This is a genomic window from Streptomyces sp. NPDC088785, assembly GCF_044750685.1.
Taxonomy (GTDB): Bacteria; Actinomycetota; Actinomycetes; order Streptomycetales; family Streptomycetaceae; genus Streptomyces.
This window is the reverse complement of the sequence record NZ_JBIVKH010000002.1, coordinates 1,030,226-1,054,295: the sequence shown is the minus strand read 5'-3', so window position 1 is coordinate 1,054,295 and position 24,070 is coordinate 1,030,226. Positions and strand designations below refer to the sequence as shown.

27 protein-coding genes are annotated in these 24,070 nt (G+C 72.0%); 11 read left to right on the top strand and 16 right to left on the bottom strand.

Features of this window, described 5'->3' with window-relative positions; all coding sequences use genetic code 11:
- On the top strand, window positions 1–233 hold a 233-nt coding region (locus tag ACIP5K_RS10475; RefSeq protein ID WP_401407508.1), incomplete at its 5' end, for a hypothetical protein.
- Window positions 234–388: 155 nt separating this feature from the next.
- Here ACIP5K_RS10475 and ACIP5K_RS10470 read toward each other — a convergent pair.
- Window positions 389–1,027, bottom strand: coding sequence for a DNA-3-methyladenine glycosylase (locus ACIP5K_RS10470; protein WP_401407506.1), 639 nt, complete (start codon window positions 1,025–1,027; stop codon window positions 389–391).
- 144 nt (window positions 1,028–1,171) lie between these two features.
- On the opposite strand from ACIP5K_RS10470, the gene ACIP5K_RS10465 reads away from it, so the two are divergent.
- From ACIP5K_RS10465 to ACIP5K_RS10455, 3 genes are all read left to right on the top strand, one after another.
- Window positions 1,172–1,954 (top strand): sporulation protein, encoded by a 783-nt coding sequence (locus ACIP5K_RS10465; protein ID WP_401407504.1) that lies wholly within the window; start codon window positions 1,172–1,174, stop codon window positions 1,952–1,954.
- Window positions 1,955–1,998: 44 nt separating this feature from the next.
- The gene (locus ACIP5K_RS10460) at window positions 1,999–2,550 is read left to right on the top strand and encodes a YbhB/YbcL family Raf kinase inhibitor-like protein (protein ID WP_401407502.1); all 552 of its coding nucleotides are present in this window, start codon (window positions 1,999–2,001) and stop codon (window positions 2,548–2,550) included.
- 146 nt (window positions 2,551–2,696) lie between these two features.
- Entirely contained in the window at window positions 2,697–3,209 is a 513-nt protein-coding gene (locus ACIP5K_RS10455; protein ID WP_401407500.1) for an HNH endonuclease, read from the top strand.
- Window positions 3,210–3,274: 65 nt separating this feature from the next.
- On the opposite strand, the gene ACIP5K_RS10450 is transcribed toward ACIP5K_RS10455, so the two are convergent.
- From ACIP5K_RS10450 to ACIP5K_RS10440, 3 genes are all read right to left on the bottom strand, one after another.
- The gene (locus ACIP5K_RS10450; protein ID WP_401407498.1) at window positions 3,275–4,213 is read right to left on the bottom strand and encodes an SPFH domain-containing protein; all 939 of its coding nucleotides are present in this window, start codon (window positions 4,211–4,213) and stop codon (window positions 3,275–3,277) included.
- 137 nt (window positions 4,214–4,350) lie between these two features.
- Window positions 4,351–4,785 (bottom strand): NfeD family protein, encoded by a 435-nt coding sequence (locus ACIP5K_RS10445; protein WP_401407496.1) that lies wholly within the window; start codon window positions 4,783–4,785, stop codon window positions 4,351–4,353.
- A 70-nt stretch (window positions 4,786–4,855) separates the two neighbouring features.
- Window positions 4,856–5,653 carry an ABC transporter ATP-binding protein gene (locus tag ACIP5K_RS10440; RefSeq protein ID WP_401407494.1) on the bottom strand — a complete coding sequence of 266 codons (798 nt, stop codon included), beginning with the start codon at window positions 5,651–5,653 and terminating at the stop codon, window positions 4,856–4,858.
- Between the two features lie 175 nt (window positions 5,654–5,828).
- Here ACIP5K_RS10440 and ACIP5K_RS10435 point away from each other — a divergent pair, with 175 nt between their 5' ends.
- On the top strand, window positions 5,829–6,611 hold the full coding sequence (locus ACIP5K_RS10435; RefSeq protein WP_401407492.1) for a hypothetical protein: 783 nt from the start codon (window positions 5,829–5,831) through the stop codon (window positions 6,609–6,611).
- An 82-nt stretch (window positions 6,612–6,693) separates the two neighbouring features.
- On the opposite strand, the gene ACIP5K_RS10430 is transcribed toward ACIP5K_RS10435, so the two are convergent.
- The 4 genes from ACIP5K_RS10430 to ACIP5K_RS10415 all read right to left on the bottom strand — a co-directional run bounded on the left by ACIP5K_RS10430 (window position 6,694) and on the right by ACIP5K_RS10415 (window position 9,370).
- Window positions 6,694–6,933, bottom strand: coding sequence for a chaplin (locus tag ACIP5K_RS10430; protein ID WP_401407490.1), 240 nt, complete (start codon window positions 6,931–6,933; stop codon window positions 6,694–6,696).
- Between the two features lie 229 nt (window positions 6,934–7,162).
- Window positions 7,163–7,408, bottom strand: a complete 246-nt coding sequence (locus ACIP5K_RS10425; RefSeq protein ID WP_401407488.1) for a chaplin — start codon at window positions 7,406–7,408, stop codon at window positions 7,163–7,165.
- Between the two features lie 182 nt (window positions 7,409–7,590).
- Window positions 7,591–8,232, bottom strand: a complete 642-nt coding sequence (locus tag ACIP5K_RS10420; RefSeq protein ID WP_401407486.1) for a response regulator — start codon at window positions 8,230–8,232, stop codon at window positions 7,591–7,593.
- Window positions 8,225–9,370: a GAF domain-containing sensor histidine kinase gene (locus ACIP5K_RS10415; protein ID WP_401407485.1), complete on the bottom strand. Its 1,146-nt coding sequence runs from the start codon at window positions 9,368–9,370 to the stop codon at window positions 8,225–8,227. Before ACIP5K_RS10415 ends, ACIP5K_RS10420 begins: the two co-directional genes overlap by 8 nt.
- Window positions 9,371–9,552: 182 nt before the next feature.
- On the opposite strand from ACIP5K_RS10415, the gene ACIP5K_RS10410 reads away from it, so the two are divergent.
- From ACIP5K_RS10410 to ACIP5K_RS10400, 3 genes are all read left to right on the top strand, one after another.
- Window positions 9,553–10,251: an SDR family NAD(P)-dependent oxidoreductase gene (locus ACIP5K_RS10410; protein WP_401407484.1), complete on the top strand. Its 699-nt coding sequence runs from the start codon at window positions 9,553–9,555 to the stop codon at window positions 10,249–10,251.
- Entirely contained in the window at window positions 10,248–11,330 is a 1,083-nt protein-coding gene (locus ACIP5K_RS10405; RefSeq protein WP_401407482.1) for an S-adenosylmethionine:tRNA ribosyltransferase-isomerase, read from the top strand. The genes ACIP5K_RS10410 and ACIP5K_RS10405 overlap by 4 nt, the downstream gene beginning before the upstream one ends.
- A gap of 321 nt (window positions 11,331–11,651) precedes the next feature.
- On the top strand, window positions 11,652–12,410 hold the full coding sequence (locus tag ACIP5K_RS10400; RefSeq protein WP_401407480.1) for a transglycosylase SLT domain-containing protein: 759 nt from the start codon (window positions 11,652–11,654) through the stop codon (window positions 12,408–12,410).
- Between the two features lie 124 nt (window positions 12,411–12,534).
- On the opposite strand, the gene ACIP5K_RS10395 is transcribed toward ACIP5K_RS10400, so the two are convergent.
- The gene (locus ACIP5K_RS10395) at window positions 12,535–15,129 is read right to left on the bottom strand and encodes an FHA domain-containing protein (RefSeq protein ID WP_401407478.1); all 2,595 of its coding nucleotides are present in this window, start codon (window positions 15,127–15,129) and stop codon (window positions 12,535–12,537) included.
- Window positions 15,130–15,375: 246 nt separating this feature from the next.
- On the opposite strand from ACIP5K_RS10395, the gene ACIP5K_RS10390 reads away from it, so the two are divergent.
- Window positions 15,376–17,043, top strand: a complete 1,668-nt coding sequence (locus ACIP5K_RS10390) for a streptophobe family protein (RefSeq protein ID WP_401407476.1) — start codon at window positions 15,376–15,378, stop codon at window positions 17,041–17,043.
- Window positions 17,044–17,426: 383 nt separating this feature from the next.
- Window positions 17,427–18,674: a phosphoserine phosphatase SerB gene (gene serB, locus ACIP5K_RS10385; RefSeq protein WP_401407474.1), complete on the top strand. Its 1,248-nt coding sequence runs from the start codon at window positions 17,427–17,429 to the stop codon at window positions 18,672–18,674.
- An 81-nt stretch (window positions 18,675–18,755) separates the two neighbouring features.
- On the opposite strand, the gene ACIP5K_RS10380 is transcribed toward serB, so the two are convergent.
- The 4 genes from ACIP5K_RS10380 to ACIP5K_RS10365 all read right to left on the bottom strand — a co-directional run bounded on the left by ACIP5K_RS10380 (window position 18,756) and on the right by ACIP5K_RS10365 (window position 21,258).
- On the bottom strand, window positions 18,756–19,274 hold the full coding sequence (locus ACIP5K_RS10380) for a SixA phosphatase family protein (RefSeq protein WP_401407472.1): 519 nt from the start codon (window positions 19,272–19,274) through the stop codon (window positions 18,756–18,758).
- Window positions 19,275–19,349: 75 nt separating this feature from the next.
- Window positions 19,350–19,556 carry a hypothetical protein gene (locus ACIP5K_RS10375; RefSeq protein ID WP_401407470.1) on the bottom strand — a complete coding sequence of 69 codons (207 nt, stop codon included), beginning with the start codon at window positions 19,554–19,556 and terminating at the stop codon, window positions 19,350–19,352.
- Between the two features lie 257 nt (window positions 19,557–19,813).
- The gene (locus tag ACIP5K_RS10370) at window positions 19,814–19,933 is read right to left on the bottom strand and encodes an SGM_5486 family transporter-associated protein (protein WP_351458658.1); all 120 of its coding nucleotides are present in this window, start codon (window positions 19,931–19,933) and stop codon (window positions 19,814–19,816) included.
- 29 nt (window positions 19,934–19,962) lie between these two features.
- Window positions 19,963–21,258 carry a CynX/NimT family MFS transporter gene (locus tag ACIP5K_RS10365; protein WP_401407468.1) on the bottom strand — a complete coding sequence of 432 codons (1,296 nt, stop codon included), beginning with the start codon at window positions 21,256–21,258 and terminating at the stop codon, window positions 19,963–19,965.
- A 187-nt stretch (window positions 21,259–21,445) separates the two neighbouring features.
- Between ACIP5K_RS10365 and ACIP5K_RS10360 the strand changes: the two genes are divergently transcribed.
- On the top strand, window positions 21,446–22,141 hold the full coding sequence (locus ACIP5K_RS10360) for a FadR/GntR family transcriptional regulator (protein ID WP_401407466.1): 696 nt from the start codon (window positions 21,446–21,448) through the stop codon (window positions 22,139–22,141).
- Here ACIP5K_RS10360 and ACIP5K_RS10355 read toward each other — a convergent pair.
- The 3 genes from ACIP5K_RS10355 to fabG all read right to left on the bottom strand — a co-directional run bounded on the left by ACIP5K_RS10355 (window position 22,116) and on the right by fabG (window position 24,050).
- Window positions 22,116–22,460: a hypothetical protein gene (locus tag ACIP5K_RS10355; RefSeq protein ID WP_401407464.1), complete on the bottom strand. Its 345-nt coding sequence runs from the start codon at window positions 22,458–22,460 to the stop codon at window positions 22,116–22,118. The genes ACIP5K_RS10360 and ACIP5K_RS10355 overlap by 26 nt on opposite strands.
- Window positions 22,461–22,539: 79 nt before the next feature.
- A complete protein-coding gene (fabI, locus tag ACIP5K_RS10350) occupies window positions 22,540–23,325 on the bottom strand; it encodes an enoyl-ACP reductase FabI (RefSeq protein WP_401407462.1) in 786 nt (261 codons plus the stop codon).
- Between the two features lie 5 nt (window positions 23,326–23,330).
- Window positions 23,331–24,050 (bottom strand): 3-oxoacyl-[acyl-carrier-protein] reductase, encoded by a 720-nt coding sequence (gene fabG / locus ACIP5K_RS10345; RefSeq protein WP_401407460.1) that lies wholly within the window; start codon window positions 24,048–24,050, stop codon window positions 23,331–23,333.
- Window positions 24,051–24,070 lie beyond the last annotated feature (20 nt).

Sequence of the window (24,070 nt, the reverse complement as noted above, 5' to 3'; positions counted from 1 at the left end):
ATCTGGCGTTGATTTTTGGCACGCTGTTGAGTTCTCAAGGAACGGACGCTTCCTTTGTACTCACCCTCTCGGGCTTTCCTCCGGGCGCTTCCCTTTGGTCTTTCGTGTTTCCAACCTTACCAGATCCTTTTTCCGTTCCGTTTCCGGTTCGGAGTTTGTTTCCGGTGGCCGTTGGAGGGCCTTTGCCTTTCGGCGTGTCCACTACGTTAGCGGATTTCCTCGGCGACTCATAATCGAGTTCCAGGGGCCTGAATTTCGACATGCAAGCACGCCGAAGAGACCCCGCCAGGGGAAGTCGTAGGTAGTGGTTTGGCCGCTCTCGGATGCTTGCTGAACGCCGTACCCGTTCAAGCGGCTCGGGCCACATTACGGATCGCGCAAGGGCGCGTCAAGCTCGTCGGCGCGGAGTATGCGGCCGATAAGGGCTGACCGTCGGGTCGTCGGAGATCCAGAAGCGCCACGGGTGGACGCCCCCGGGGCCCGAGACTCCGGTGCGCGGGCCGCTCCGTACCTGGTCGGCGGGGGTGGTGGTGCCGTGGAGCAGGGACAGGGGCGCGTCGGGGCCGGCGCAGGCGTCGATGCCATCGAGGGAGCGGTCCACGTCCAGGGCCGTCGCCAACCGGGCCGGACCTTTGGCCAGTTCCCTGTCGTTGCGGGCCGAGAGTCGGCGCTTCCGGGCGGACTCGGCGCCCCGCGTGATCTCGCCGGCGCGGAGCAGGACGGCACTGGCCCGGCCCTCCTCGCCGCAGACGAGGTTCATGCAGTGCCACATGCCGTAGGTGAAGTAGACGTACACGTGTCCGGGCTCGCCGAACATCACGCTGTTGCGGGCCGTGCGGCCTCGGAAGGCGTGGGAGCCGGGGTCGTTCTCGCCGTCGTACGCCTCGACCTCCGTGATGCGGAGTTCCACCGGGCCGTCCGGGGTACGGCGGACCAGGACGCGTCCGAGGAGGTCGGGTGCGACGTCCAGGACAGGTCGGGCGAAGAAGTCACGGGGCAGGGGCGTACGGTCAGGGGCCGCGATCATGCCGTCCGAGGGTAACGGAGCGGGCGGCGTGGGCACGTGCGGAACCGGGCGCGGGTGTATCGCGTTCGTAGTGACCAGTACGAAGCAGTACGAAGCAGTGTTGTCGTCGTCTAGCGCGCGTACGCGTACGGAGGGAATCGGGACATGGGGTTCAAGCGGCTGTTGGCGAGTCTTGGTGCGGGCGGGGCCTCTGTGGAGACCGAGCTCATCGAGCCCAATGTCGTACCCGGCGGTGTCGTCCAGGGTGAGGTGCGGATCCAGGGCGGTTCCGTCGAGCAGGAGATCGAGGGGCTCTCGGTCGGATTGCAGGCGCGGGTCGAGGTCGAGAGCGGGGACCAGGAGACCAAGCAGAACATCGAGTTCACCAAGACGCGGCTCGGCGGTGCCTTCACCCTTCAGGCCAACGCGGTGCACGCGGTGCCGTTCGGCCTGGAGATCCCCTGGGAGACGCCCGTCACCACCATCGACGGACAGCAGCTGCGCGGCATGAGCATCGGGGTGACCACCGAGCTGGCGATCGCGCGGGCCGTCGACTCCGGCGACCTCGACCCGATCAGCGTGCACCCGCTGCCGGCGCAGCAGGCGATCCTCGACGCCTTCATCGGGCTCGGGTTCCGCTTCAAGAGCGCCGACATGGAGCGCGGGCACATCCGGGGCACGCGGCAGAAGCTGCCGTTCTACCAGGAGATCGAGTTCTACCCGCCGCAGCAGTACCGGGGGCTCAACCAGGTCGAGCTGAGCTTCGTCGCCGACGACCGGGAGATGGACGTCGTCCTGGAGATGGACAAGAAGCCGGGGCTGTTCAGCGAGGGCAGCGACACGTTCCGGTCGTTCGTCGTCGGCCACCACGACTTCCAGGGCACCGACTGGTCGGCGTACCTGCACCAGTGGCTGTCCGAGGTCGGCAGCAAGCGGAACTGGTTCTAGGGTTTGTCTGTCTCTGAAGACTCGTCCAACAAGGAGGTGACGTTGTGAGCGAGCAGCCCGGGCGTGCTCCGCTGCCTCACGACTTCCATCCGCAGGTGCCGTCCTTCACCGTGGTGAGCGACGACTTCTCGGCGGGTGGGGTGCTCGACGACGCGCAGGTCTACGCGGAGGGGAACACCTCGCCGCATCTGCGGTGGGAGGGTTTCCCGGCCGGCACCAAGAGCTTCGCGGTGTCCTGCTTCGACCCGGACGCGCCGACGGGCAGCGGGTTCTGGCACTGGTCCGTCTTCGACATCCCGGTCTCGGTGACCGAGCTGCCGACGGGCGCCGGCACCGGAAAGTTCGAGGGGCTTCCCGAAGGCGCCGTCCAGGTGCGCAACGACTACGGGAGCAAGGAGTTCGGCGGCGCGGCGCCGCCCGCCGGCGACCCGGCCCACCGGTACGTGTTCACGGTGTACGCCGTGGACGAGGAGAAGCTGGGGCCCGACTCCGACGGTTCGCCCGCCTTCGTGGGCTTCAACCTGCGCTTCCACACGCTCGCGCGTGCCCAGGTGATCGCCGAGTACGCCGCTCCCGCCGAAAGTCGGGACGAGTAGGCGTTCACGGAACGTTTGCCCGCCCCTGGTCTTGGAATTGATCAGGGGCGGGCATTTTTTTATTGCGTTGTCCATCTCGGCGTGCACGGCCAGAGTTGACGCACGGACGCCGAGGGGTGATCCGGTGCGCACGGGAGGTGGGCAGGATGCGGGACACACTGGTGCTGAACGCGAGCTTCGAGCCGCTCTCGACGGTGACGCTCAACCGAGCGGTGGTGCTGGTCCTGACGGACAAGGCCGTCGTCGAGCAGGCCCATCCCGACCTGCGCATGCGCGGTGCCGCGATCGAGATGCCCGTACCGCGGGTGATCAGGCTGTGCCGGTACGTGCGGGTGCCGTTCCGAAGACGCGCGCCCTGGTCGAGGCGGGGCGTGCTCATCAGGGACCAGCACCGGTGCGCGTACTGCGGGAAGCGGGCGACGACCGTGGACCACGTCGTGCCGCGCTCCCGGGGTGGGGCCGACTCCTGGCTCAATACCGTCGCCTCCTGTGCCGAGGACAACCACCGCAAGGCGGACCGGACGCCGGAGCAGGCCGGGATGCCGCTGCTGCGGGAGCCGTTCGAGCCGACGCCCGCCGACGCGATGCTGCTGTCGCTCGGTTCCGGCGACGTGCTGCCGGACTGGCTGAACCAGCGCGGTCAGCGGGCCGCCGCATAGGCGTACGGCGAGGGGGGTCCCGCAGCCTCGGGCTGCGGGACCCCCCTCGCCGTACGCCGTGGCCGTCAGTCGATCGGGGGCTGCTCGCGGCGCTCCTTGCCGGCGGCCGGGGCCGGGCTCGGACCGCCCATCGGGCCGAAGTTGCCGATCGCGCCCGACAGGCCCTTGAGGGCGTCGCCGATCTCGCTGGGGACGATCCAGAGCTTGTTGGCATCGCCCTCGGCGATCTTCGGGAGCATCTGGAGGTACTGGTACGAGAGGAGCTTCTGGTCCGGGTCCCCGGCGTGGATGGCCTCGAAGACCGTACGGACCGCCTGGGCCTCGCCCTCGGCGCGCAGGGCCGCCGCCTTCGCCTCACCCTCGGCGCGCAGGATCGCCGACTGCTTCTCGCCCTCGGCCGTAAGGATCTGGGACTGGCGGATGCCCTCCGCGGTGAGGATCGCGGCGCGCTTGTCACGGTCGGCGCGCATCTGCTTCTCCATCGAGTCCTGGATGGAGGTCGGCGGCTCGATCGCCTTGAGCTCGACGCGGTTGACGCGGATGCCCCACTTGCCGGTGGCCTCGTCGAGGACGCCGCGCAGGGCCGCGTTGATCTCCTCGCGGGAGGTCAGGGTCCGCTCCAGGTCCATGCCGCCGATGATGTTGCGGAGCGTGGTGACCGTGAGCTGCTCGATGGCCTGGATGTAGCTGGCCACCTCGTAGGTCGCGGCGCGGGCGTCCGTCACCTGGTAGTAGATGACGGTGTCGATGTTGACCACCAGGTTGTCCTGGGTGATCACCGGCTGGGGCGGGAACGGCACGACCTGCTCACGCAGGTCGATGCGGTTGCGGATGGAGTCGATGAAGGGGACGACGATGTTCAGGCCCGCGTTGAGCGTGCGCGTGTAGCGGCCGAAGCGCTCCACGATGGCCGCGCTGGCCTGCGGAATGACTTGGATGGTCTTGATCAGGGCGATGAAGACCAACACCACCAGAATGATCAGGACGATGATGATCGCTGACATCGCGTCTCCTGTGCCCTTCGTGCCGGCTTCGACCGGCGACGTCCCGCCGGAAGATCATGGGATCTTGCTGGTCGAGTCTGTCAGAACAGCCCTGGTGTCGTGGCTGCTTCCAGCCACTTCGCGGTGTGCTGAGAGGTTCACATGACGATCGCCGTGGCCCCTTCGATGTCGACGACGTCGACCTGGCGGCCGGGTTCGAACGCGGCGTCGCCGTCGAGCGCGCGGGCGGACCAGATCTCGCCGCCGAGCTTGATGCGTCCGCCGCCGCTGCCGTCGACGCGCTCGACCACCACGGCCTGTCTGCCCTTCAAGGCGTCCACGCCGCTGGCGAGTTCGGGCCGCTGGGAGCGGTGGCGTGCGGCGACGGGGCGTACGACGGCGATGAGCGCGCACGAGACGACGGCGAAGACCACGACCTGGAGCACCACACCGCCGCCCAGGCCGGCCGTCACGGCGCCGGCCACGGCGCCCAGGGACAGCATGCCGAATTCGGGCATGGCGGTGAGGACGAGCGGGATACCGAGTGCGGCCGCCGCGATCAGCCACCACACCCATGCGTCGATGTCTGCCACATGGTCATGGTAGTTCCGCCGACGGCCGTGCGGACAGGGGACGTCCGGCCCGCACGGTGGAGCGGCGCGGTCAGCCGAGGGGCAGGCCGGTGGCGGTCCAGCGGTCGTTCTTCTGCTCGACGAGCAGCGGGAGGCCGAAGCACTTGGAGAGGTTGCGGGAGGTGAGTTCCAGCTCCAGCGGGCCCGCGGCGAGGACCTTGCCCTGGCGGATCATCAGGACGTGGGTGAAGCCGGGGGCGATCTCCTCGACGTGGTGCGTGACCATGATCATCGAGGGGGCGATCGGGTCGCGCGCGAGGCGGCCCAGGCGGCGGACCAGGTCCTCGCGGCCGCCGAGGTCGAGGCCCGCGGCGGGCTCGTCCAGGAGCAGCAGTTCGGGGTCGGTCATCAGGGCGCGGGCGATCAGGGTGCGCTTGCGCTCTCCCTCGGAGAGGGTGCCGAACCTGCGGTCCAGGAAGTCGCTCATGCCGAGGCGGTCGAGGAACGCGCGGGCGCGCTGCTCGTCGATGTCCTCGTACTCCTCCTGCCAGCCGGCGGTCATGCCGTACGCGGCCGTCAGGACGGTCTGGAGGACCGTCTGGCGCTTGGGGAGCTTCTCGGCGAGGCCCATGCCGGCGATGCCGATGCGCGGGCGCAGTTCGAAGACGTCGGTGCCGGGCCGGCCGAGGGTCTCGCCGAGGATCGTGGCGGTGCCGTTGCTCGGGTAGAGGTAGCTGGACGCGACGTTCAGGAGCGTGGTCTTGCCCGCGCCGTTCGGCCCGAGGATGACCCAGCGCTCCCCCTCCTTCACCGACCAGGAGACCTGGTCCACCAGAGCCCGGCCCTCGCGGACCACGGATACGTCCTCCAGCTCCAGTACATCGCTCATGAGCGCGTGATCTCCCATTGCAGTCTCGGCTGTCTCGTGCGTCCGCGGACGGATCGGCTGATTCGCCCCTGGACGCAGCCCCCAGACAAACCTACGCCACTGGTGCGGCCGTCCTTTCCCGCGGCTGCGGTTTTCGCGTCCCGGAGGGCTCCTCGGGGCTTCTAAGGTGGTGCGCATGCTGTCGGAACCACGGTCCGGACGCCTGGCGTCCTGGGGAAATGCCCTGTTGGGCGGATTTGTCGCACCTGATGACGCGGTGCTCGCCATCGTCGGCGAGGACGCCGTGCACCGGGTCGAGGGGGTGCCAGGGGAGAGCGGTCCCGTCGGGCTGACGCTCGCCCTGGGAAGGCTGCGCGCGCTGGGGGCGACCGGGCTGCGGGTCGCGCTGCCCGCGCCGGGGCATCCGCTGGGGCTCAGCGGGCCGCCCGAGTTCAACGCGCGGGCGCTGGAGGCCGAGGAGGCCGTCGTCTGCCGGGGGGCCGCGCTGGGGCTCGTACCGGAGGTGTACGAGGCCGGGCCCGACGGCGATGTGCATGTCGAGGTGGTGTGGCACTGCCTGGCCGTGCGGGAGGCGCCGCCGGCCGACGTGCCGTCCCTCGGCGAGGCCGAGCGGGAGCTGGCGGAGGCGCTGCGGGACGCGACCGAGGTGCTGACGCGGCTGGACGTGGCCGGGTCGGGTCCGGTGGCCGAGGCGGCCGTGGACGCGTACCGGGCGCGGGCCGAGCGGGGGCGCGAGGTGCTGGCCCCGGGGTATCCGCCGCGGGCGGTGCGGGTGCTGGAGCTGGCCCAGCGGGTCGGGCTGCTGATCTCGGTGGCGTACGGGAGCGGGCACGGCGGGGCCGTGAGCGCTTCCGAGATGGGGGCGCGGGCGGTGGCGCTGCGGCCGGTCGAGCGGACGGCCCGGCGGGCCCAGGTGGCCGCGTACAACGCGTTCGTGGAGGAGCGGGAGCGGGGCTGAGCGGCCCCGTCCGCCCCCCGCGGCGGGCGAGGCCCCGCGGACCTGGTCCGCGGGGCCTCGCCGTGCCTGCTGGGCGTGTACGTCAGACGTTCGACGCGACGTTGCCGAAGGCGGGGTTCAGGACGCCGATGACGTTGGCCGAGAGGCCGGAGACGTTCACCGGGACGTGGACCGGGACCTCGGCGTGGTTGCCGGAGACGACACCCGGGGACAGGGTGGCCGCGCCGTCGGCGTTCGCGTCGGCGAAGGCCGCTCCGGCGGACGCGCCCGAAGCGATACCGGCGACGGCGACGGCCAGGACGGCCTTCTTGGCGATGCTCATGAGAAGAATTCCTCCAGAAGTACGGTTCGCCCCCGAACCGCGGAGGCGCACGCTGCGAAACGCGCGGGCCCCGGGGACGACACGGGGTGGGACCGCGATGCGCCCGATCCGGTCAATAAGCTGACGATGGGATCAACGCGGGCGCGCGGGTCCGGGCACGACGGAGCGGCCCCCCGGGACGCATCCCGGGGGGCCGCGGGTCCTGAGGACCGTGAGGCTGTGTCAGCCGTCAGCCGTTGAAGCCGTGGTTCCCGAAGGCCGGGTTCAGGGCGCCGATGACGGACACGGTGTTGCCCACGGCGTTGACCGGGACGTGGACCGGGACCTGGACCAGGTTGCCCGAGCCGACGCCCGGGGACTTCACGGCCTTGCCGTCGGCGTGCGCACCGTCAGTGGCGGAGGCGAGACCGGCACCGGCGGCGACGAGCCCACCGGCGACGAGGGTGACAGCCGCGGCCTTCTTCAGGTTCTTCACTTCTAGTCCTCCTTGGGATCACCGCGGCCAGCCGCCGCAGCACGCACTGGAGAACGCGGCGGGGTCCGACAGGATGCGCCATTCGGATGACATCTACACGACGGTATGAATCTCACACCGGAAGGGAACCGTGCGCCTTGTGGTGCGGTCCGCCGTCCGGTACTGCGCCGGAGCGCGCGCCCTCAGCCCGCCGCGCCGTGGCGCACGGCCCACAGCGCGGCCTGGGTGCGGTCCGCCAGATCGAGCTTCATCAGGATGTTCGACACGTGCGTCTTGACGGTCTTCTCGGAGAGGACCAGGGCGCGGGCGATCTCCCGGTTCGACCGGCCGTCCGCGATCAGGCCGAGCACCTCGCGCTCCCGCTCGGTGAGGGAGCCGCCCCTGCCCTGCCCGCCGTGGCTCTCCTCCTGGGAGAGCAGGGCGTCCGCCACCTCCGGCTGGAGCAGGATGTGCCCCGCGTGGACGGAGCGGATGGCGCCGGCCAGGGCGTCGGGGTCCACGTCCTTGTACACGTATCCGGCGGCTCCGGCGCGCAGTGCGGGCACGACCGTGCGCTGCTCGGTGAAGCTGGTGACGATCAGCACCCTGGCCGGGTTGGCCAGTTCGCGGAGCCTGCGCAGCGCCTCGACGCCGTCCATGCCGGGCATCTTGACGTCCATGAGCACGACGTCGGGCCGCAGCTCCTCGGCGCGGGCGACGCCCTCGGCGCCGTCGGCCGCCTCCCCGACGACCTCGATGTCGTCCTGGATCTCCAGGAACGTGCGCAGCCCGCGGCGCACGACCTGGTGGTCGTCCACCAGCAGGACCTTGATCGCGTCAGCCACCGGGGACCTCCATCTCGACGGTGGTGCCCTTGCCGGGCTCCGATTCCACGGTGAGCCGGCCGCCGGCTCCGCTCGCCCTGTCCCGCATGGAGACCAGGCCCAGATGGCGTCCCGCGCGGCGGACCGCGCGCGGGTCGAAGCCGGAGCCGTCGTCGGTGACGCGGAGCACCGCGCCCGCGCCGTGCTTGTGCAGCGTCACCTCGACCAGCTCGGCCTGCGAGTGGCGCAGGGCGTTGTGGAGCGCTTCCTGGGCGACGCGCAGGACGGCCTCCTCCTGGGCGGCGGGCAGCGCGCGGATGCCGCCGGTCCCGAAGGTGACGTGCGCGCCGTGCGCCCGGTCGAGGACCTGGATCTGGGTGCGGAGCGTCGCCACCAGGCCGTCCTCGTCGAGACCGGCGGGGCGCAGCTCCACGACGGCCGCGCGCAGTTCGTCGGTCGCCTCCGCCGCCAGCTCCACGACGTGCCGCAGCTCGTCCTTGGCGCGGTCCGGGTCGCGGTCGACGAGCTTGGCGGCGGCCTGGGCCGTCAGACGCAGCGAGAAGAGTTTCTGGCTGACCGCGTCGTGCAGTTCGTGGGCGAGGCGGGAGCGCTCCTCGGCGATGGTCAGCTCGCGGCTGCGCTCGTACAGGCGGGCGTTGGTGAGGGCGATCGCGGCGTGCTGGGCGAGGATGCCGAGCAGTTCCTCGTCCTCCTGGGTGAAGCCGCAGCCGCCCCGGGGCTTGTCGCTCTTCTTGTTCGCGAGGAACAGGGCGCCGATCGTCTCGTCGCCGTCCTTGACGGGCAGGCCCAGGAAGTCGGACATGTCGGGGTGGGCGGCAGGCCAGCCCTCGAAGCGGGGGTCGTCGCGGACGTCGGCGAGGCGCTCGGTGCGGGCCTCGCGCAGCATCGCGGCGAGGATGCCGTGCTGGCGGGGCAGCGGGCCGATGGCCTTCCACTGCGCGTCGCTGACGCCGTCGACGACGAACTGGGCGAAGCCGCCGTGGTCGTCGGGCACGCCGAGGGCCGCGTACTCGGCGTCGAGCAGGTCGCGCGCCGAGGCGACGATCGTCTTGAGGACGTCGCGCACTTCGAGGTGCCTGCTCATGGCCAGGAGCGCGGCGCTCACCGCCGCGAGGCCAGCCCGTGGACCGTGACTCATGGCCTCACCGTACCGGTGGGGTGTGACCGTGCGTATCGGACCTGTGGCGGCTTCCGCCTAGGGCCGCGGGCGTAGGGCGAAGGGCCCGGCGGCGTCGCGACCCGCGCCGGAGGTGCCTGGTCCCCCGGCGTTCCTAGGTTGGGCCCTGGACGCACACGGGCCGGAGCGAGGGGACGGTTGTCATGGCGGTAGCGATCATCACGGGGGCGTCGCGGGGGTTCGGCCGGGCGCTGGCGGCCGTGCTGGCCGAGCGGGGCTGGGACCTCGTCCTGGACGCGCGGCACGCGGCGCCGCTGGAAGAGGCCGCGGCGCGGCTCGCGGAGCACGGCGGGACGGTGCGGGCGGTGCCGGGCGACGTGACGGACGGCGGCCACCGGGCCGGGCTGGTCGCGGCGGCCCGGGAGCTGGGCGGGCTCGATCTGCTGGTGAACAACGCGGGTGTCCTGGGGGTGGAGCCGCTGGTGACGCTGGAGGAGCTGCCGGCCGACGCGTTCCGCCGGGCTCTGGAGGTGAACGTGGTGGCGCCGCTGGCGCTGGTCCAGGAGGCGCTGCCGCTGCTGCGGCGGGCGCCGGCCGGTGCGGTGCTGAACCTGACGTCGGACGCGGCCACGGAGGCGTACCGCGCCTGGGGCGGGTACGGGGCGACGAAGGCGGCGCTGGACCGGTGGTCGGCGGTCCTCGCCGTGGAGGAGCCGGAGCTGCGGGTGTGGGCGGTGGATCCGGGCGGGATGCGCACGCGGATGCTGGCGGCGGCCGAGCCGGACGAGGACCTGAGCGGGGTGCCGGCGCCGCGGGACGTGGCGCCCGCCGTCGTGCGGCTGCTCGTCGACCGGCCCGCCAGCGGCAGGTACGCGGCGGCGTCGCTGCTGGAGGTGCGATGACGCTCGCGCTGCGGGTTCCGCGGGAGCTGCTGGCGCGGGTGCCGGCCGAGCAGCGGGGGCCCGGCCGGGACAGGGCGTCGGTGCGGATGCTGGTGTCGCGCGGGACGGCGGTGGCCCATCACCGCTTCCCGGAGCTGCCGGACGTGCTGCGGGCCGGGGATCTGCTGATCGTCAACACCTCGCCGACGCTGGCGGCCGCCGTGGACGGAACGCTCGACCGCGCGCGCGTGGTCGTGCACGTCTCGACGCGGGGCGACGGCGGGCGGTGGGTGGTCGAGCTGCGGGAGCCGGACGGGCGGGGGACGACGCGCCCGCGCGCGGGCGGGCCCGCGGGCTCGGTCGTGGCGCTCCCCGACGGCGTGCGCCTGGTGTTCGAGGAGCCGGTGGCGGCCGGGCACGAGCGGTTGTGGTGGGTGCGGGCGAACGGGGACGTGCCGGGGCTGCTGCGCGCGCACGGGCGGCCGATCCGCTACGCGTACACGGCACGGGACCAGCCGCTGTCGGCCTACCAGACGGTGTTCGCGCTGCCGTACGCGGACGGGTCGGGCAGTGCCGAGATGCCGAGTGCGGCGCGGCCTTTCACGGATCGCGTCGTGGCGCGGCTGGTGAGCCGGGGCGTGCAGTTCGCGCCGGTCACGCTGCATACGGGGGTGGCGTCGGCGGAGTCGCACGAGCCGCCCTACGGCGAGCGTTTCGCGGTGCCGGAGGCGTCGGCCCGGCTCATCAACGCCGCGCGGGCCGGGGGCGGGCGGGTCGTCGCGGTGGGGACGACCGCGGTGCGCGCCGTCGAGTCGGCGGCCGGCGCCGACGGGGTGGTGCGGGCGGCGGGCGGCTGGACGGAGCTCGTGGTGACGCCGGAGCGCGGGGTGCGGGTGGTGGACGGGCTGCTGACCGGGCTGCACGAGCCGGAGGCGTCGCATCTGCTGATGCTGGAGGCGATCGCGGGGCGGGCGGCCGTGGGCCGTACGTACGAGGAGGCGCTGCGGGGGCTCTACCTGTGGCACGAGTTCGGGGACGTGCACCTCATCCTTCCGGAGGAGAAGTCTCACTCTGGGGATTGCGACAGCAACTTTCAGTGAGACGGCAACGCTCTGGATGTGACCCCGCACATAGGGCACAGGTCACGTACGAACGTCTTTAGTGGATCGTCTCGGGACTTAAGTCCCGAGGCTGCACGGGGGCTGGGGGTCGGGAGCGGGCTTCCGGCCCCCTTTTCCCGTGCCCCGGTCCACTACCCGGCTTCGTACGTCACATCGTTGCCACGGTTTTTTGCGGCCGCTAAGAATGGCCACCGTCGCTCAGCGCCGCGGGGTCCTACCCGCGGCGTTCGTGTCCCAAACACGGCCTCCGGGATCCCGGACCGGCGGGCGGCTTCCGTTCTTCGAGAGGTCCCCGTCTCCATGTCCAGGCTCCGCACCTTCGGCCATAGTCCGCTGACCCGCACCCACAAGTTCTCGGTGGCGGGTGTCGCCGCGCTCGGCGCCGCCGCCCTCGCGGCCACCCTGGTCCCGGGTCACGACACGCAGGCCACGGCGCAGAGCGAGACCGTCGCCGCGGCCCCGGTCGCCTTCACCACCAACGCCGGTGCCCAGCAGATCAAGTCCGTGCAGGCCGGTGTCGCCCACCAGCAGGCCACCGCCGACGCGCAGGCCAGGGCCGCCGCCGCGAAGAAGGCCGCGGACGAGCAGAAAAAGGCCGCCGACGAGAAGGCGCGGGCCGAGGCGAAGGCCAGGGCCGACGCCGAGGCGAAGGCCAAGCAGGAGCGCGAGGCGAAGGCCGCCGCGAGCCGGTCCGCCCAGCGCACCGCCACGGTGACCCAGGCGGCCGCCCCGACGTACGCCAACAACCTCGACGGCTGGATCCGGCAGTCGCTGGACATCATGAAGTCCAAGGGCATTCCGGGCAGCTACGACGGCCTGCACCGCAACATCATGCGGGAGTCGACGGGCAACCCGAACGCCGTGAACGGCTACGACGTCAACGCGCAGAACGGCACGCCGTCGATCGGCCTGCTCCAGGTCATCCAGCCGACGTTCTCCGCGTACCACGTGACCGGCACGTCGGCGAACATCTACGACCCGGTCGCCAACATCACGGCCGCCGCGAACTACGCGGCCGACAAGTACGGCTCCATCGACAACGTGAACAGCGCGTACTGAGACCCGTTGCCGGGACCTCCGGGTCCGGAACACGCTGACCCCCACGGCGGAGGAGGGCGGCACCCCGCGGGGTGCCGCCCTCCTCTGTCTTCTCCGGGTCTCTCCCGTCGCCGGTGGCGCGGGGTTACTTGCGCATGACCTCGGGCTCGTGGCGGCGCAGCAGGCGGGCCACCACGACGCCGCAGATGATGCCGAGCACGATCAGGACCGCGAGGTCGATGCCCCACTGGGCGACCGAGTGGTCCCACAGCGGGTCGAGGTCGTTCGGCTTCTTCTCGTCCCACGGCGGCATCACGTGCGACAGGTCGAGCGTGGCGCCCGCGGCGCCGACCGCCCAGCGGGACGGCATCAGCCAGGCGAACTGCTCCAGGCCGATGGAGCCGTAGATCTGGAACAGCACGCCGGTGAAGACGACCTGCACGATGGCGAACATGACCAGCAGCGGCATCGTCTTCTCGGAGGTCTTCACCAGCGAGGAGATGACCAGGCCGAACATCATCGACGTGAAGCCGAGCGCGATGATCGCGACGCACAGCTCGATCGCCGGCGGCATCAGCAGCCCCTGCGCGGGCAGCTCGCGCGGGGTGAAGGCGATGGCGCAGATGATGACGCCCTGGACGGCCGTGATGACGCCGAGGACGATGACCTTCGACATCAGGTACGCGGAGCGGGACAGGCCCGTCGCGCGCTCCCGTTCGTAGATGACCCGTTCCTTGATCAGCTCACGGACGGAGTTGGCCGCGGCCGAGAAGCACATGCCGACCGCGACGATCAGCATGATGGTGCCCGCGTCGGCGTTGAACTTGTCCGGCGGCTTGGGCGGCCCGAGACCGAATTCGGCCGGGATGACGACGGAGACGATGCCGAGGACCGCGGGCAGGATCACCATCAGCCCCATGAAGCCCTTGTCGGAGGCGATGACCGACACGTAGCGGCGGATCAGCGTGAGCAGCTGGGCGCCCCAGGGCTGCGGCTTGGGCGGCTTCACGGCCGCGGGCGGCGGCATCTGCACGGACTGCGGGGCGACGGCGTCGATGTCGGCGGCGTACATCTGGTAGTGCTGCGAGCCCTTCCAGCGGCCCGCCCAGTCGTAGTCGCGGTAGTTCTCGAAGGCGGAGAAGACGTCGGCCCAGGTGTCGTAGCCGAAGAAGTTGAGCGCTTCCTCCGGCGGTCCGAAGTAGGCGACCGAGCCGCCCGGCGCCATCACGAGCAGCTTGTCGCACAGCGCCAGTTCGGCGACCGAGTGCGTGACGACCAGGACCGTACGGCCGTCGTCGGACAGGCCGCGCAGCAGCTGCATGACGTCGCGGTCCATGCCCGGGTCGAGGCCCGACGTGGGCTCGTCCAGGAAGATCAGCGACGGCTTGGTGAGCAGCTCCAGGGCGACGGAGACGCGCTTGCGCTGGCCACCGGAGAGGGAGGTGACCTTCTTCTCCTTGTGGATGTCCAGCTTCAGCTCGCGCAGCACCTCGTCGATGCGCTGCTGGCGCTCCTGCTCGCTGGTGTCGGCGGGGAAGCGCAGCTTGGCGGCGTACTTGAGCGCCTTCTTGACGGTCAGCTCCTTGTGCAGGATGTCGTCCTGCGGGACCAGACCGATGCGCTGGCGCAGCTCTGCGAACTGCTTGTACAGGTTGCGGTTGTCGTAGAGGACGTCGCCGCGGTCGGCCGGGCGGTAGCCGGTGAGCGCCTTCAGCAGGGTCGACTTGCCGGATCCCGAGGGGCCGATGACGGCTATCAGGGACTTCTCGGGGACGCCGAAGGAGACGTCCTTGAGGATCTGCTTGCCGCCGTCGACGGTGACGGTCAGATGGCGGGCCGAGAAGGAGACGTCGCCGGTGTCGACGAACTCCTCCAGGCGGTCGCCGACGAGACGGAACGTGGAGTGGCCGACGCCGACGATGTCGTTCGGGCCCAGCAGGGCGGTGCCGCTCTTGGAGATCGGCTGGCCGTTGACGTACGTGCCGTTGTGCGAGCCGAGGTCGTGGATCTCGAAGCGGCCGTCGGGCATCGCGTGGAACTCGGCGTGGTGGCGCGAGACCTGGAGGTCGGAGACGACCAGCTCGTTCTCCAGGGCGCGGCCGATGCGCATCACGCGGCCGAGGGAGAGCTGGTGGAAGGTGGTGGGGCTGCGGTCGCCGTAGACCGGCGGGGCGCCCGCGACGCCGCCGGGCGCCTGCTGCGGGACCCCCTGCGCCGACGGCGTCGGCCACTGCTGCGGCGGGGGCTGCTGCTGTTGCTGCTGCTGTTGCGGAGGTGCCTGCTGCCAGGCGGGCTGCTGGTACGGCTGGGGCGACGGCTGCTGAGCGAGGCCGGCGGCCTGCTGGTGCGCCTGATGCGCCTGATGCGCTTGGTGCGGCTGGTGCGGTGCGGCCTGCGCGGGCTGTCCGGCGGCCTGCGCCGGGACGCCGGCCCGGGCGCCGCCCCGCGCGGTCAGCCGCGGGCCGTCCGTGGAGTTGCCCAGGTGCACCGACGTGCCGGGCCCGATCTCCATCTGGTGGATGCGCTGCGCCTGGACGAAGGTGCCGTTGGTCGAGCCGTGGTCCTCGATGACCCAGCCGCGGCCGCCCCAGCTGATCGTGGCGTGCCGCCACGACACCCGGGCGTCGTCCAGGACGATGTCACCCCCCGGATCGCGCCCGACGGTGTACGACCGGGACGGGTCGAGCGTCCAGGTCCTGCCATTCAGTTCCAGTACGAGTTCAGGCACTCCATGCCCCACTGAGTTGTCCCCCGAGTTTTTCCCCCGACATGCGAAGTCTAGGGATGTCGAACATCGTGAGGAACTATTTCAGGAACGCCCCCGCGGCCGAAAGTTGGCCCTCGCGCGCGGGGTGGCCGTGGGGTGGTGAAGTGTCCTGTGCGCCTCCCCGGGAGCGCCGCCCGCCGCCCCGTTGACGGGGTGCCGCCGACACCCGGAGAGTGGTGGGAGCCCAGGGGGCGATGCCTTAAGGATCGGGGGGTCCTGATGGAGAGCGGCCGGCAGGGGACACGAAGCGGAGCTGCGCCCGCCGTGCGGTGGGGCGATGTGCTGCTGTCCGCCATCGCCGCGGTGAGCTGGGCCTTCATCACGATGGCGGGGGTCGCGGCGCTCGGGCTCCATCTGCTGGACGCGGACACGACGGGGTCGCTGGGCCCCATGACGGCCGCGGTGGTGGCGATCGGCGTCGGGGGGCGGGTGACGCCGTCGGGGGACGTCTCGGCGTTCGGACTGGACGGTGCGCAGGCCCACACCTCGATCGACATCGCGCCGCTGGGCGTGGGGTTGGTGGGGGCGCTGGTGCTGAGCTGGTTCTTCCTACGGTCCCTGCGGTCGGCGGGAGTCGAGGTGTCGCCGGGCGAACTGCTCGCGCGCGTGGGATCGGTGGTGCTGTTGTTCGTGGCGATGCTGGGCGGGCTCGCCTGGGCGGGTCACGACATCATCACGATTGACGGTTCGAAGCTGGGCCTGAAGGACATTCCGGGCGCGGGGGGTCTGCCCGGCGGGCTCGCGGACCGGCTCCCCGGCGGGCTCGGGGACGAACTGCCGGGCCGGATCGGCGATCTGGTGAAGGCCGAGGCGAAGGTCGGCTTCACCGTGGAGACGGGTGCGACGCTGCTCGGTGGCGCCGCGTTCGTGCTCGGGGTGCTGCTGATCGCGCTGCTCGCGTCGCGCCGTACGCCGTTGCCGCGGGCGCTGGGCGCGGTGCACCGGGTGGTGCGGCCCGCCGTCTCGGCGCTGGTGACGGTGCTGCTGGTGGCGGTGCTCGCGGGCCTCGCGGCGGCGGTGTACGCGATGGTCGGCGACGACCATCCCAGGCGGATCGCGGGCGCCGCGCTGCTGGGGGCGCCCAACGGCGTGTGGATCGGTGTCCCGCTGGGCCTGTTCGTGCCGTGGGACGGCAGGGCGACCGGCGCGCTCACCGGCGTCCTGCCGCACCCGCTGGACGATCTGCTGCGGGACTCCTCCGACCGGCCCGTGACGCTGGGCCGGCTCGCCGAACTCGACAGCAGGGTCTGGCTGCTGGCCGCCGCCGTGGCGCTGATGATGCTGTTCGCCGGGGTGCTGACGGCGGTGCGGTCGCCGGTGGTCCGGGCGCCGTGGGGGTTCGCCGGGCGGTGCGCGCTGCGGCTCGCGGCCGGCACGGCGCTCGCCCTGCCGCTCCTGGTGTGGCTGACGGACGTCTCCGCCGACGCCTCCCTGTCGGTACTGGGCTTCGACGCGTTCGGCGCGGGCCTCGACCTGCACGGCCGGCTGGGCATGGCGGTGCTGCTCGGGGCGGCGTGGGGTGCGGGCGCGGGGGCGCTCGGTGCGCTGCTCTCGTGCGCGGCCGGGGCCGCGGGCAGCCGGGTGTCGCCGCTCGCCGTGGCGGCGGTGCCGGAACCGCCGGCCGGGCCGACGGGACCGTACCGGCCGACGCAGCCGTACCGCCCGGCCGACCCGGACACGAACCCGTACCTGAAGAACCCCTACGACGGGCGCGGCGCGGGCGGGGTGGACGCCGAGCCGACGGTGGCGGGTCCCGTCCGGCCCGGGCCGCGGCCCCGGCCACGGTCGCCCGGCCAGGGCACCGACTGGCCGTCCCCTCCCCCGCCGCCGCCCGCCCCCGGCCCGGGCGGGAACCGGCGACGGCCTCGGGGGCCGACGGGCGAGTGAGGGGCGGGGCGGCGCAGAGGGCCGCCCCACGTCCGGGCGGCCCCGCACGCGCGTGGGCACGTGCCGCCCTCCCGGTGCCGCCCCCGGGGTGCCGACGGCCCCGTCGGCGGACCCCGGTCCCGAGGATCGGAGCGGCGCGGAGCGACCGGCCCGGTCCCGCGCCCAGCTCCCCGCTCGCCAGATCGCCAGATCGCCAGATCGCTAGATGGCCGCCGGTCCTGGTCCGGGTCCCGCGCGCCCGGACAGGGGCACGGTCCCGAGTGGTGGTCCGTGGGGTGCGAGGGCCCGCCTCGGGCCGTCCCGCGGTCGCGCGGCGCGGGCCGTGTCCGGCAGGCGGACCGGCCCCGCGCCCCCGCGCGCGGGCCCGATACCGTAAGGGCATCATGAGCGCTTCGCAGCCCCAGCACCTCGCTGATGCCCCGACCGACACCGCGACCGTGGCGGCCGACGTCCCGACCCTCCTCGTCAAGATCTTCGGCAAGGACCGGCCCGGCCTGACCGCCGGGCTCTTCGACACCCTCGCCGCCTACTCCGTGGACGTCGTCGACATCGAGCAGGTCGTCACCCGCGGGCGCATCGTCCTGTGCGCCCTGGTGACCGAACCGCCGGCCGGTCTCGCGGGAGACCTGCGGGCCACCGTCCACAGCTGGGCGGAGTCGATGAAGATGCAGGCCGAGATCATCTCCGGCATCGGCGACAACCGGCCGCGCGGGCTCGGCCGTTCCCTGGTCACCGTGCTCGGGCACCCGCTCACCGCCGAGTCGACCGCCGCGATCGCCGCGTCGATCACCGACACCGGCGGCAACATCGACCGCATCTTCCGCCTCGCCAAGTACCCGGTCACCGCCGTCGAGTTCGCGGTCTCGGGCACCGGGACCGAGGAACTGCGCACGGCGCTCGCCATAGAGGCGGCGAAGCTGGGCGTGGACGTCGCGGTCGTCGCGTCCGGACTGCAACGGCGGGCGCAGCGGCTCGTCGTGATGGACGTCGACTCGACGCTGATCCAGGACGAGGTCATCGAGCTGTTCGCGGCGCACGCGGGCTGCGAGAACGAGGTCGCCGAGGTGACGGCGGCGGCGATGCGCGGCGAGCTGGACTTCGAGCAGTCGCTGCACGCGCGCGTGGCGCTCCTCGAAGGGCTGGACGCGTCGGTCGTCGACAAGGTGCGGAGCGAGGTGCGGCTCACGCCCGGCGCCCGCACGCTGATCCGTACGCTCAAGCGCCTCGGCTATCAAGTGGGCGTGGTGTCCGGCGGGTTCACGCAGGTGACGGACGACCTGCGGGAGCGGCTCGGCCTCGACTTCGCGCAGGCCAACACGCTGGAGATCGTCGGCGGCCGGCTGACCGGCCGGGTCACCGGCGAGATCGTGGACCGGGCGGGGAAGGCGCGCCTGCTGCGCCGGTTCGCCGAGGCGGCCGGGGTGCCGCTCGCGCAGACCGTGGCGATCGGCGACGGCGCCAACGACCTGGACATGCTGAACGCGGCGGGCCTCGGCGTCGCCTTCAACGCCAAGCCGGTGGTGCGGGAGGCGGCGCACACCGCGGTGAACGTGCCGTTCCTCGACACCGTGCTCTATCTGCTCGGCATCTCGCGCGAAGAGGTCGAGGCGGCGGACGAGCAGGGCGCGTAGCTCCGTCGGGCCACCGACCACCCCGGCGCGGCAGCGGAAGGGGCCCGGCGCGGCGCCGGGCCCCTTCCGTGCGCGCGGGCGCTACTCGCTCGGCGCCCAGTAGTCGGTGAGGGTGGCGGTGCCGGGCTCCAGGCTCTTCCAGGGGCCGGCGTAGGTCAGCACGCAGAAGGCGGCGGTGGGGAAGCCGCGCCGGTCGAGCCGCTCGCGCGCGTCGCCCTCGGCCTTCGCCGTGAGGATCTCGCTGAGGGCCTGCACCCCGGGGTTGTGGCCGATCAGGACGACGTCGCGCACGTCGTCCGGCGTCTCGTTGAGCACGGCGATCAGCTCGCCCGGCGACGCGTCGTAGATCCGCTCCTCGTACACGGTCCTGGGCCGCTCGGGCAGCTCGGCGACGGCGAGCTTCCAGGTCTCACGGGTGCGGGCGGCGGTCGAGCAGAGGGCCAGGTCGAAGGTGACTCCGGAGTCGGCGAGCCGGCGGCCGGCGACGGGGGCGTCCCTGCGGCCCCGCTCGGCCAGCGGCCGCTCGTGGTCGGAGACCTCGGGCCAGTCCGCCTTGGCATGCCGGAAAAGGACAATCCTGCGGGGTTCTGCGACGCTCATGAGTCCCAGCTTCGCACGAAACCGGGCACGGGGCGCAGGGAGTTGACGTGCTCGCCCGACAGGGGTGAACGGACCCTAGGGGAGCAGGAGATCCTTGGCGCGGCCCAGGACGTGGGCGAGGGCGGGATCGCCCGCCGCGGCGTGTCCGTCGGCCGGATTGAGGATGAGCAGGAGCAGCGTCACGAAGGCGATGGCGGGCAGCACGACGGCCCACCAGGGCAGCCGGATGTCGACGCCGCCCGTGGCTGCCGGGTGGGACCGGGGGTGCGAGGGGGCCGACATGGGTGCCTCCGGGATCCGTGACGCCGTGCGGGCAGGCCGCGTACGTGCGTCTTCGTCGAACGGTCGCGCCGCCGTTCCCGGCGACAGTTCGACGGTACGGACCGGACGGGCCGGCGCCCATCCGGTGATCCACCCAGTCGACCCTGAGCCTGACCCCCTAGGGGATGGTGGAGGTAACCCCACCCCGGGTCACGGGAAGGCGACGGTCACGGGGAGGCGACCGTCACGGGAAGGCGACCGTCACGGGAAGGCGACGGTCACGGGGAGGCGATGGTCGCGACGACGGCGACGATCACGGTGACGGCGAGCATCAGGCCCAGGACGGCGAGGAGCTTCTTCTGGCCGTTCTGCGGATTGGGTTCGAGCACAGGCGACATGCGGCAAGTGTCCCACCCGGCCCCGGTCGTCAGGACGCGGGGGCCAGTTCGTCCTCGACCGTGCGGTTGCGGCCCGCGAGGACGCCGATCACGATCTGCGGCACCATCAGGGCGGCCATCAGCGCGATCGGCACGCCCCAGCCGCCGCTGTGCTGGTAGAGGACGCCGACGAGCAGCGGTCCCGGGATCGAGATGAGGTAGCCGGTGGACTGGGCGAACGCGGAGAGCTTGGCGACGCCGGCGCCGGTGCGGGCGCGCATGCCGACCATGGTGAGGGCGAGCGGGAAGGCGCAGTTGGAGATGCCGAGCAGGACCGCCCAGGCCCACGCGCCGGAGGCGGGGGCGAGGTAGAGGCCCGCGTACCCGGCCAGGCCGCACACGCCGAGGGCGATCACCATGGGGCCCTGGCTGGGCAGCCGGGCGGCGACGCGCGGGATGACGAAGCCGAGCGGCACGCCCATCACCATCGTCACGGCGAGGAGCACACCGGCCGTGGAGGCGGAGACCCCGGCGTCGCGGAAGATCTGTGCCATCCAGCCCATCGTGATGTACGCGGCCGTGGCCTGGAGCCCGAAGAAGACGGCGAGCGCCCAGGCGGTGCGGCTGCGGGTGATGCGCAGTCCGTCGGCGGGCGTGCCGCCGGACCGGACGGGGGCGGGCTCCACCGGGCCCCGCTCGCGCGCCAGCGGGATCCAGGCCAGCAGGGCGACGGCGCCGAGGGCGGCCCACACGGCGAGGCCGGTCTGCCAGCTGCCGCCGAGGCCGTCGGTCAGGGGCACGGTCGCGGCGGCGGCCAGTGAGGTGCCGGCGGCGAGGGCCATCGAGTAGAGGCCCGTCATGGAGCCGACGCGGTCGGGGAACCAGCGCTTGACGATGACCGGCATCAGGACGTTGCTCACCGCGATGCCCATGAGGGCGAGGGCGCTGGCGACCAGGAAGCCGGCGGTGCCGCCGGTGTACGGGCGGACGACCAGGCCCGCGGTGATCGCGGCCATGCCGAAGCAGACGACGGCGCCCGGCCCGAACCGCTTGGCGAACCGGGGTGCCATCACGCCGAAGACGGCGAAGCAGAGCGGCGGGACGGAGGTGAGCAGTCCGGCGACGCTGCCGCTCATGCCGAGTCCGTCGCGGACCTCTTCGAGGAGGGCGCCGAGGCTGGTGATGGCGGGCCGCAGGTTCATGGCGGCGAGGACGATGGCGACGGGGATGAGGCGGACCGCCCACGCGCGCGGGGCGGTGCCTTCGTCCTTGTCCGTCACCGTGTCGCGGGGTATCGGGGAATCGGTGCTCGGGGGCGCCATCGTCGGGGTGTCCTCACTAGCCATGAGACCCATCTTAGAATCATGGGATGATTGACTGTCCAATCGGTTGCCGGATCGGTTGCCGGATCGGTTGCCGGATCGGTTGCCGGATCGGTTACTGGATCGGATGCCGGACCGGTTCGCGGATCCGGCCCCGGATCCGGCCGGTCCGTTCGCTACTGTTCGCAGTCCGTCCGCACGAAGGAACGTCATGCCGCTGACCTCTCCCCGGCGCTCGGCCCTGTCCGAGCAGGTCATCTCCGCCCTGCGCGCCCAGATCTCGTCGGGCGAGTGGCCGGTGGGCTCGCGGATCCCGACGGAGCCCGAGCTGGTGGAACAGCTGGGCGTGGCGCGGAACACGGTGCGCGAGGCGGTGCGCGCCCTCGCGCACAACGGGCTGCTGGACATCCGGCAGGGCTCGGGCACGTACGTCGTGGCGACGAGCGAGCTGGCCGGGGTGATGCAGCGCCGGTTCGCCGAGGCCGACCCGCGGCACATCGCCGAGCTGCGCTCCACGCTGGAGTCCAGCGCGGCGAAGCTGGCCGCGGTGCGGCGCACCGAGCGCGACGTGAAGCAGCTGGACGCGCTCCTCGTACGCCGTGAGGAGGCGTGGGGGTCGGGTGACACGGAGGCGTTCGTGACGGCGGACGCGACGTTCCACATGGCCGTGGTGGCGGCCTCCCACAACGACGTGATGACGGCGATGTACGCGGACCTCGGCGAGGTGCTGCGGGACTGGCTGCGCGAGGACGTGGGCGAGCGGCTCACCGCCGAGAACCACATGGACCACGCCGGGCTGGTCGACGCGATCCGGGACGGGAACGCGGAGGCGGCGGGCATCGAGGCGGCGGGCTATCCGTTCCTGTGCCGGCCGGGGCGGCTCACCGGCCCGCCCTTCGGTGGCTGACCCACACGTCCCGCACCTGCTTCCAGCACCGCCCGTCGATCCGCACGGTCTCGGCGGGGCCCACCTCGCGCGGCGCCGAGTCGGTGTCGATGTCCCACCACGGCGCGCACTCGACGTGCAGGGCGACGGCGTCGACGCCCGGGTAGGGGTTGTGGCAGAACGCCCGTACCCGCGCGCCGTCGACGGCGACCCGGCACTGGGCGCCGAACAGCGCGCGCTTCGGCCGGGCGGGCCGATCGGCGGACGCGGCTTCGTACGGGAGTACGGCGATCAGGAGTACGGCGGCGACGGCTGGGGCCATGCGTCGGGGCAGGCGCACAGAGGGACCTCCTCACACCCAGGGTGCGGGGAGGTCCCTCGTGTGTGCCCGATCTGTGAGCCGAACGGGCGAGCGGGGCTCAGGCGCCGATGGCGTGCAGCCCGCCGTCCACGTGGACGATCTCCCCGGTCGTCTTCGGGAACCAGTCCGACAGCAGGGCGACGATGGCCTTGCCGGCCGGCTCCGGGTCGTCGAGCTTCCACTCCAGCGGGGAGCGGGAGTCCCAGACGGCGGCGAGGTCGCTGAAGCCCGGGATGGACTTGGCGGCCATGGAGCCGAGCGGGCCGGCCGAGACCAGGTTGCTGCGGATGTCGTGCTTGCCGAGGTCGCGCGCCATGTAGCGGCTGGTGGCCTCGAGGGCGGCCTTGGCCGGGCCCATCCAGTCGTACTGCGGCCAGGCGAACTGGGCGTCGAAGGTGAGGCCGACGACGCTGCCGCCGTTGGTCATCAGCGGCAGCAGGGCCATGGTCAGCGACTTCAGGGAGAAGGCGGAGACGTGCATGGCGGTGGCCACGGACTCGAACGGCGTGTTCAGGAAGTTGCCGCCCAGCGCGTCCTGCGGCGCGAAGCCGATGGAGTGCACGACGCCGTCGAGGCGGTCGCCCAGGTGCTCGCGGACCTGGGCCTCCAGGCGGCCGAGGTGCTCGTCGTTCGAGACGTCGAGCTCCAGGACCTTGACCTTCTCGGGCCGGGGGAGCTTCTTGGCGATGCGCTCGGTCAGCGTCGGCCGCGGCCAGGCGGTGAGGATGATCTCCGCGCCCTGCTCCTGCGCCAGCTTCGCGGCGTGGAAGGCGATGGAGGACTCCATCAGCACACCGGTGATGAGGATGCGCTTGCCCTCGAGGATTCCGCCAGTACTAGTCATCGTTCTCAGTGACCCATGCCCAATCCGCCGTCAACCGGGATGACGGCTCCAGTGATGTACGAGGCGTCGTCGGAGGTCAGGAACTTCACCACTCCGGCGATCTCCTCCACCTGCGCGTACCGGCCGAGCGGCACCTGCGACACGATGCCGGCGCGCTGCTCGTCGGTCAGGGCCTGGGTCATGTCGGTGTCGACGAAACCCGGGGCGACGACGTTGAACGTGATGTTGCGCGATCCCAGCTCACGGGCCAGGGACCGCGCGAACCCGACCAGACCCGCCTTCGAGGCGGCGTAGTTCGCCTGCCCCGCGGAACCCAGCAGGCCGACGACGGAGGAGATCAGCACGACGCGGCCCTTCTTGGCGCGCAGCATGCCGCGGTTGGCGCGCTTCACGACCCGGAAGGTGCCGGTGAGGTTGGTGTCGAGGACGGACGAGAAGTCCTCCTCGGACATGCGCATGAGGAGCTGGTCCCTGGTGACGCCGGCGTTGGCGACGAGCACCTCGACGTTGCCGTGCTTCTCCTCGATCTCCTTGTAGGCCTGCTCCACCTGCTCGGTGTCGGTGATGTCGCACTTGACGGCGAGCGCCCCGGCGTCGATGAGCTCCTTGGGCGGCTCGCCCGAGCGGTAGGTGAACGCGACCTTGTCGCCTGCCTCGACGAAGGCACGGGCGATGGCGAGGCCGATGCCCCGGTTTCCTCCGGTGACGAGAACCGAGCGGCTCAACGGATCACCCTTTCGATAGC

Excerpts from the sequence above, each read along its gene's own strand:
- ACIP5K_RS10430 (WP_401407490.1), bottom strand. The coding sequence starts at position 6,933 with ATGAGCATCGCCAAGAAGGCCGTCCTGGCCGTCGCCGTCGCCGGTATC.
- ACIP5K_RS10405 (WP_401407482.1), top strand. The coding sequence starts at position 10,248 with ATGACGCTCGCGCTGCGGGTTCCGCGGGAGCTGCTGGCGCGGGTGCCG.
- ACIP5K_RS10370 (WP_351458658.1), bottom strand. The coding sequence starts at position 19,933 with ATGTCGCCTGTGCTCGAACCCAATCCGCAGAACGGCCAGAAGAAGCTC.
- ACIP5K_RS10380 (WP_401407472.1), bottom strand. The coding sequence starts at position 19,274 with ATGAGCGTCGCAGAACCCCGCAGGATTGTCCTTTTCCGGCATGCCAAG.
- ACIP5K_RS10365 (WP_401407468.1), bottom strand. The coding sequence starts at position 21,258 with ATGGCTAGTGAGGACACCCCGACGATGGCGCCCCCGAGCACCGATTCC.
- ACIP5K_RS10465 (WP_401407504.1), top strand. The coding sequence starts at position 1,172 with ATGGGGTTCAAGCGGCTGTTGGCGAGTCTTGGTGCGGGCGGGGCCTCT.
- ACIP5K_RS10375 (WP_401407470.1), bottom strand. The coding sequence starts at position 19,556 with ATGTCGGCCCCCTCGCACCCCCGGTCCCACCCGGCAGCCACGGGCGGC.
- ACIP5K_RS10455 (WP_401407500.1), top strand. The coding sequence starts at position 2,697 with ATGCGGGACACACTGGTGCTGAACGCGAGCTTCGAGCCGCTCTCGACG.
- ACIP5K_RS10410 (WP_401407484.1), top strand. The coding sequence starts at position 9,553 with ATGGCGGTAGCGATCATCACGGGGGCGTCGCGGGGGTTCGGCCGGGCG.
- ACIP5K_RS10450 (WP_401407498.1), bottom strand. The coding sequence starts at position 4,213 with ATGTCAGCGATCATCATCGTCCTGATCATTCTGGTGGTGTTGGTCTTC.
- ACIP5K_RS10435 (WP_401407492.1), top strand. The coding sequence starts at position 5,829 with ATGCTGTCGGAACCACGGTCCGGACGCCTGGCGTCCTGGGGAAATGCC.
- ACIP5K_RS10390 (WP_401407476.1), top strand. The coding sequence starts at position 15,376 with ATGGAGAGCGGCCGGCAGGGGACACGAAGCGGAGCTGCGCCCGCCGTG.
- ACIP5K_RS10415 (WP_401407485.1), bottom strand. The coding sequence starts at position 9,370 with ATGAGTCACGGTCCACGGGCTGGCCTCGCGGCGGTGAGCGCCGCGCTC.
- ACIP5K_RS10400 (WP_401407480.1), top strand. The coding sequence starts at position 11,652 with ATGTCCAGGCTCCGCACCTTCGGCCATAGTCCGCTGACCCGCACCCAC.
- serB (WP_401407474.1), top strand. The coding sequence starts at position 17,427 with ATGAGCGCTTCGCAGCCCCAGCACCTCGCTGATGCCCCGACCGACACC.
- ACIP5K_RS10440 (WP_401407494.1), bottom strand. The coding sequence starts at position 5,653 with ATGAGCGATGTACTGGAGCTGGAGGACGTATCCGTGGTCCGCGAGGGC.
- ACIP5K_RS10360 (WP_401407466.1), top strand. The coding sequence starts at position 21,446 with ATGCCGCTGACCTCTCCCCGGCGCTCGGCCCTGTCCGAGCAGGTCATC.
- fabI (WP_401407462.1), bottom strand. The coding sequence starts at position 23,325 with ATGACTAGTACTGGCGGAATCCTCGAGGGCAAGCGCATCCTCATCACC.
- ACIP5K_RS10470 (WP_401407506.1), bottom strand. The coding sequence starts at position 1,027 with ATGATCGCGGCCCCTGACCGTACGCCCCTGCCCCGTGACTTCTTCGCC.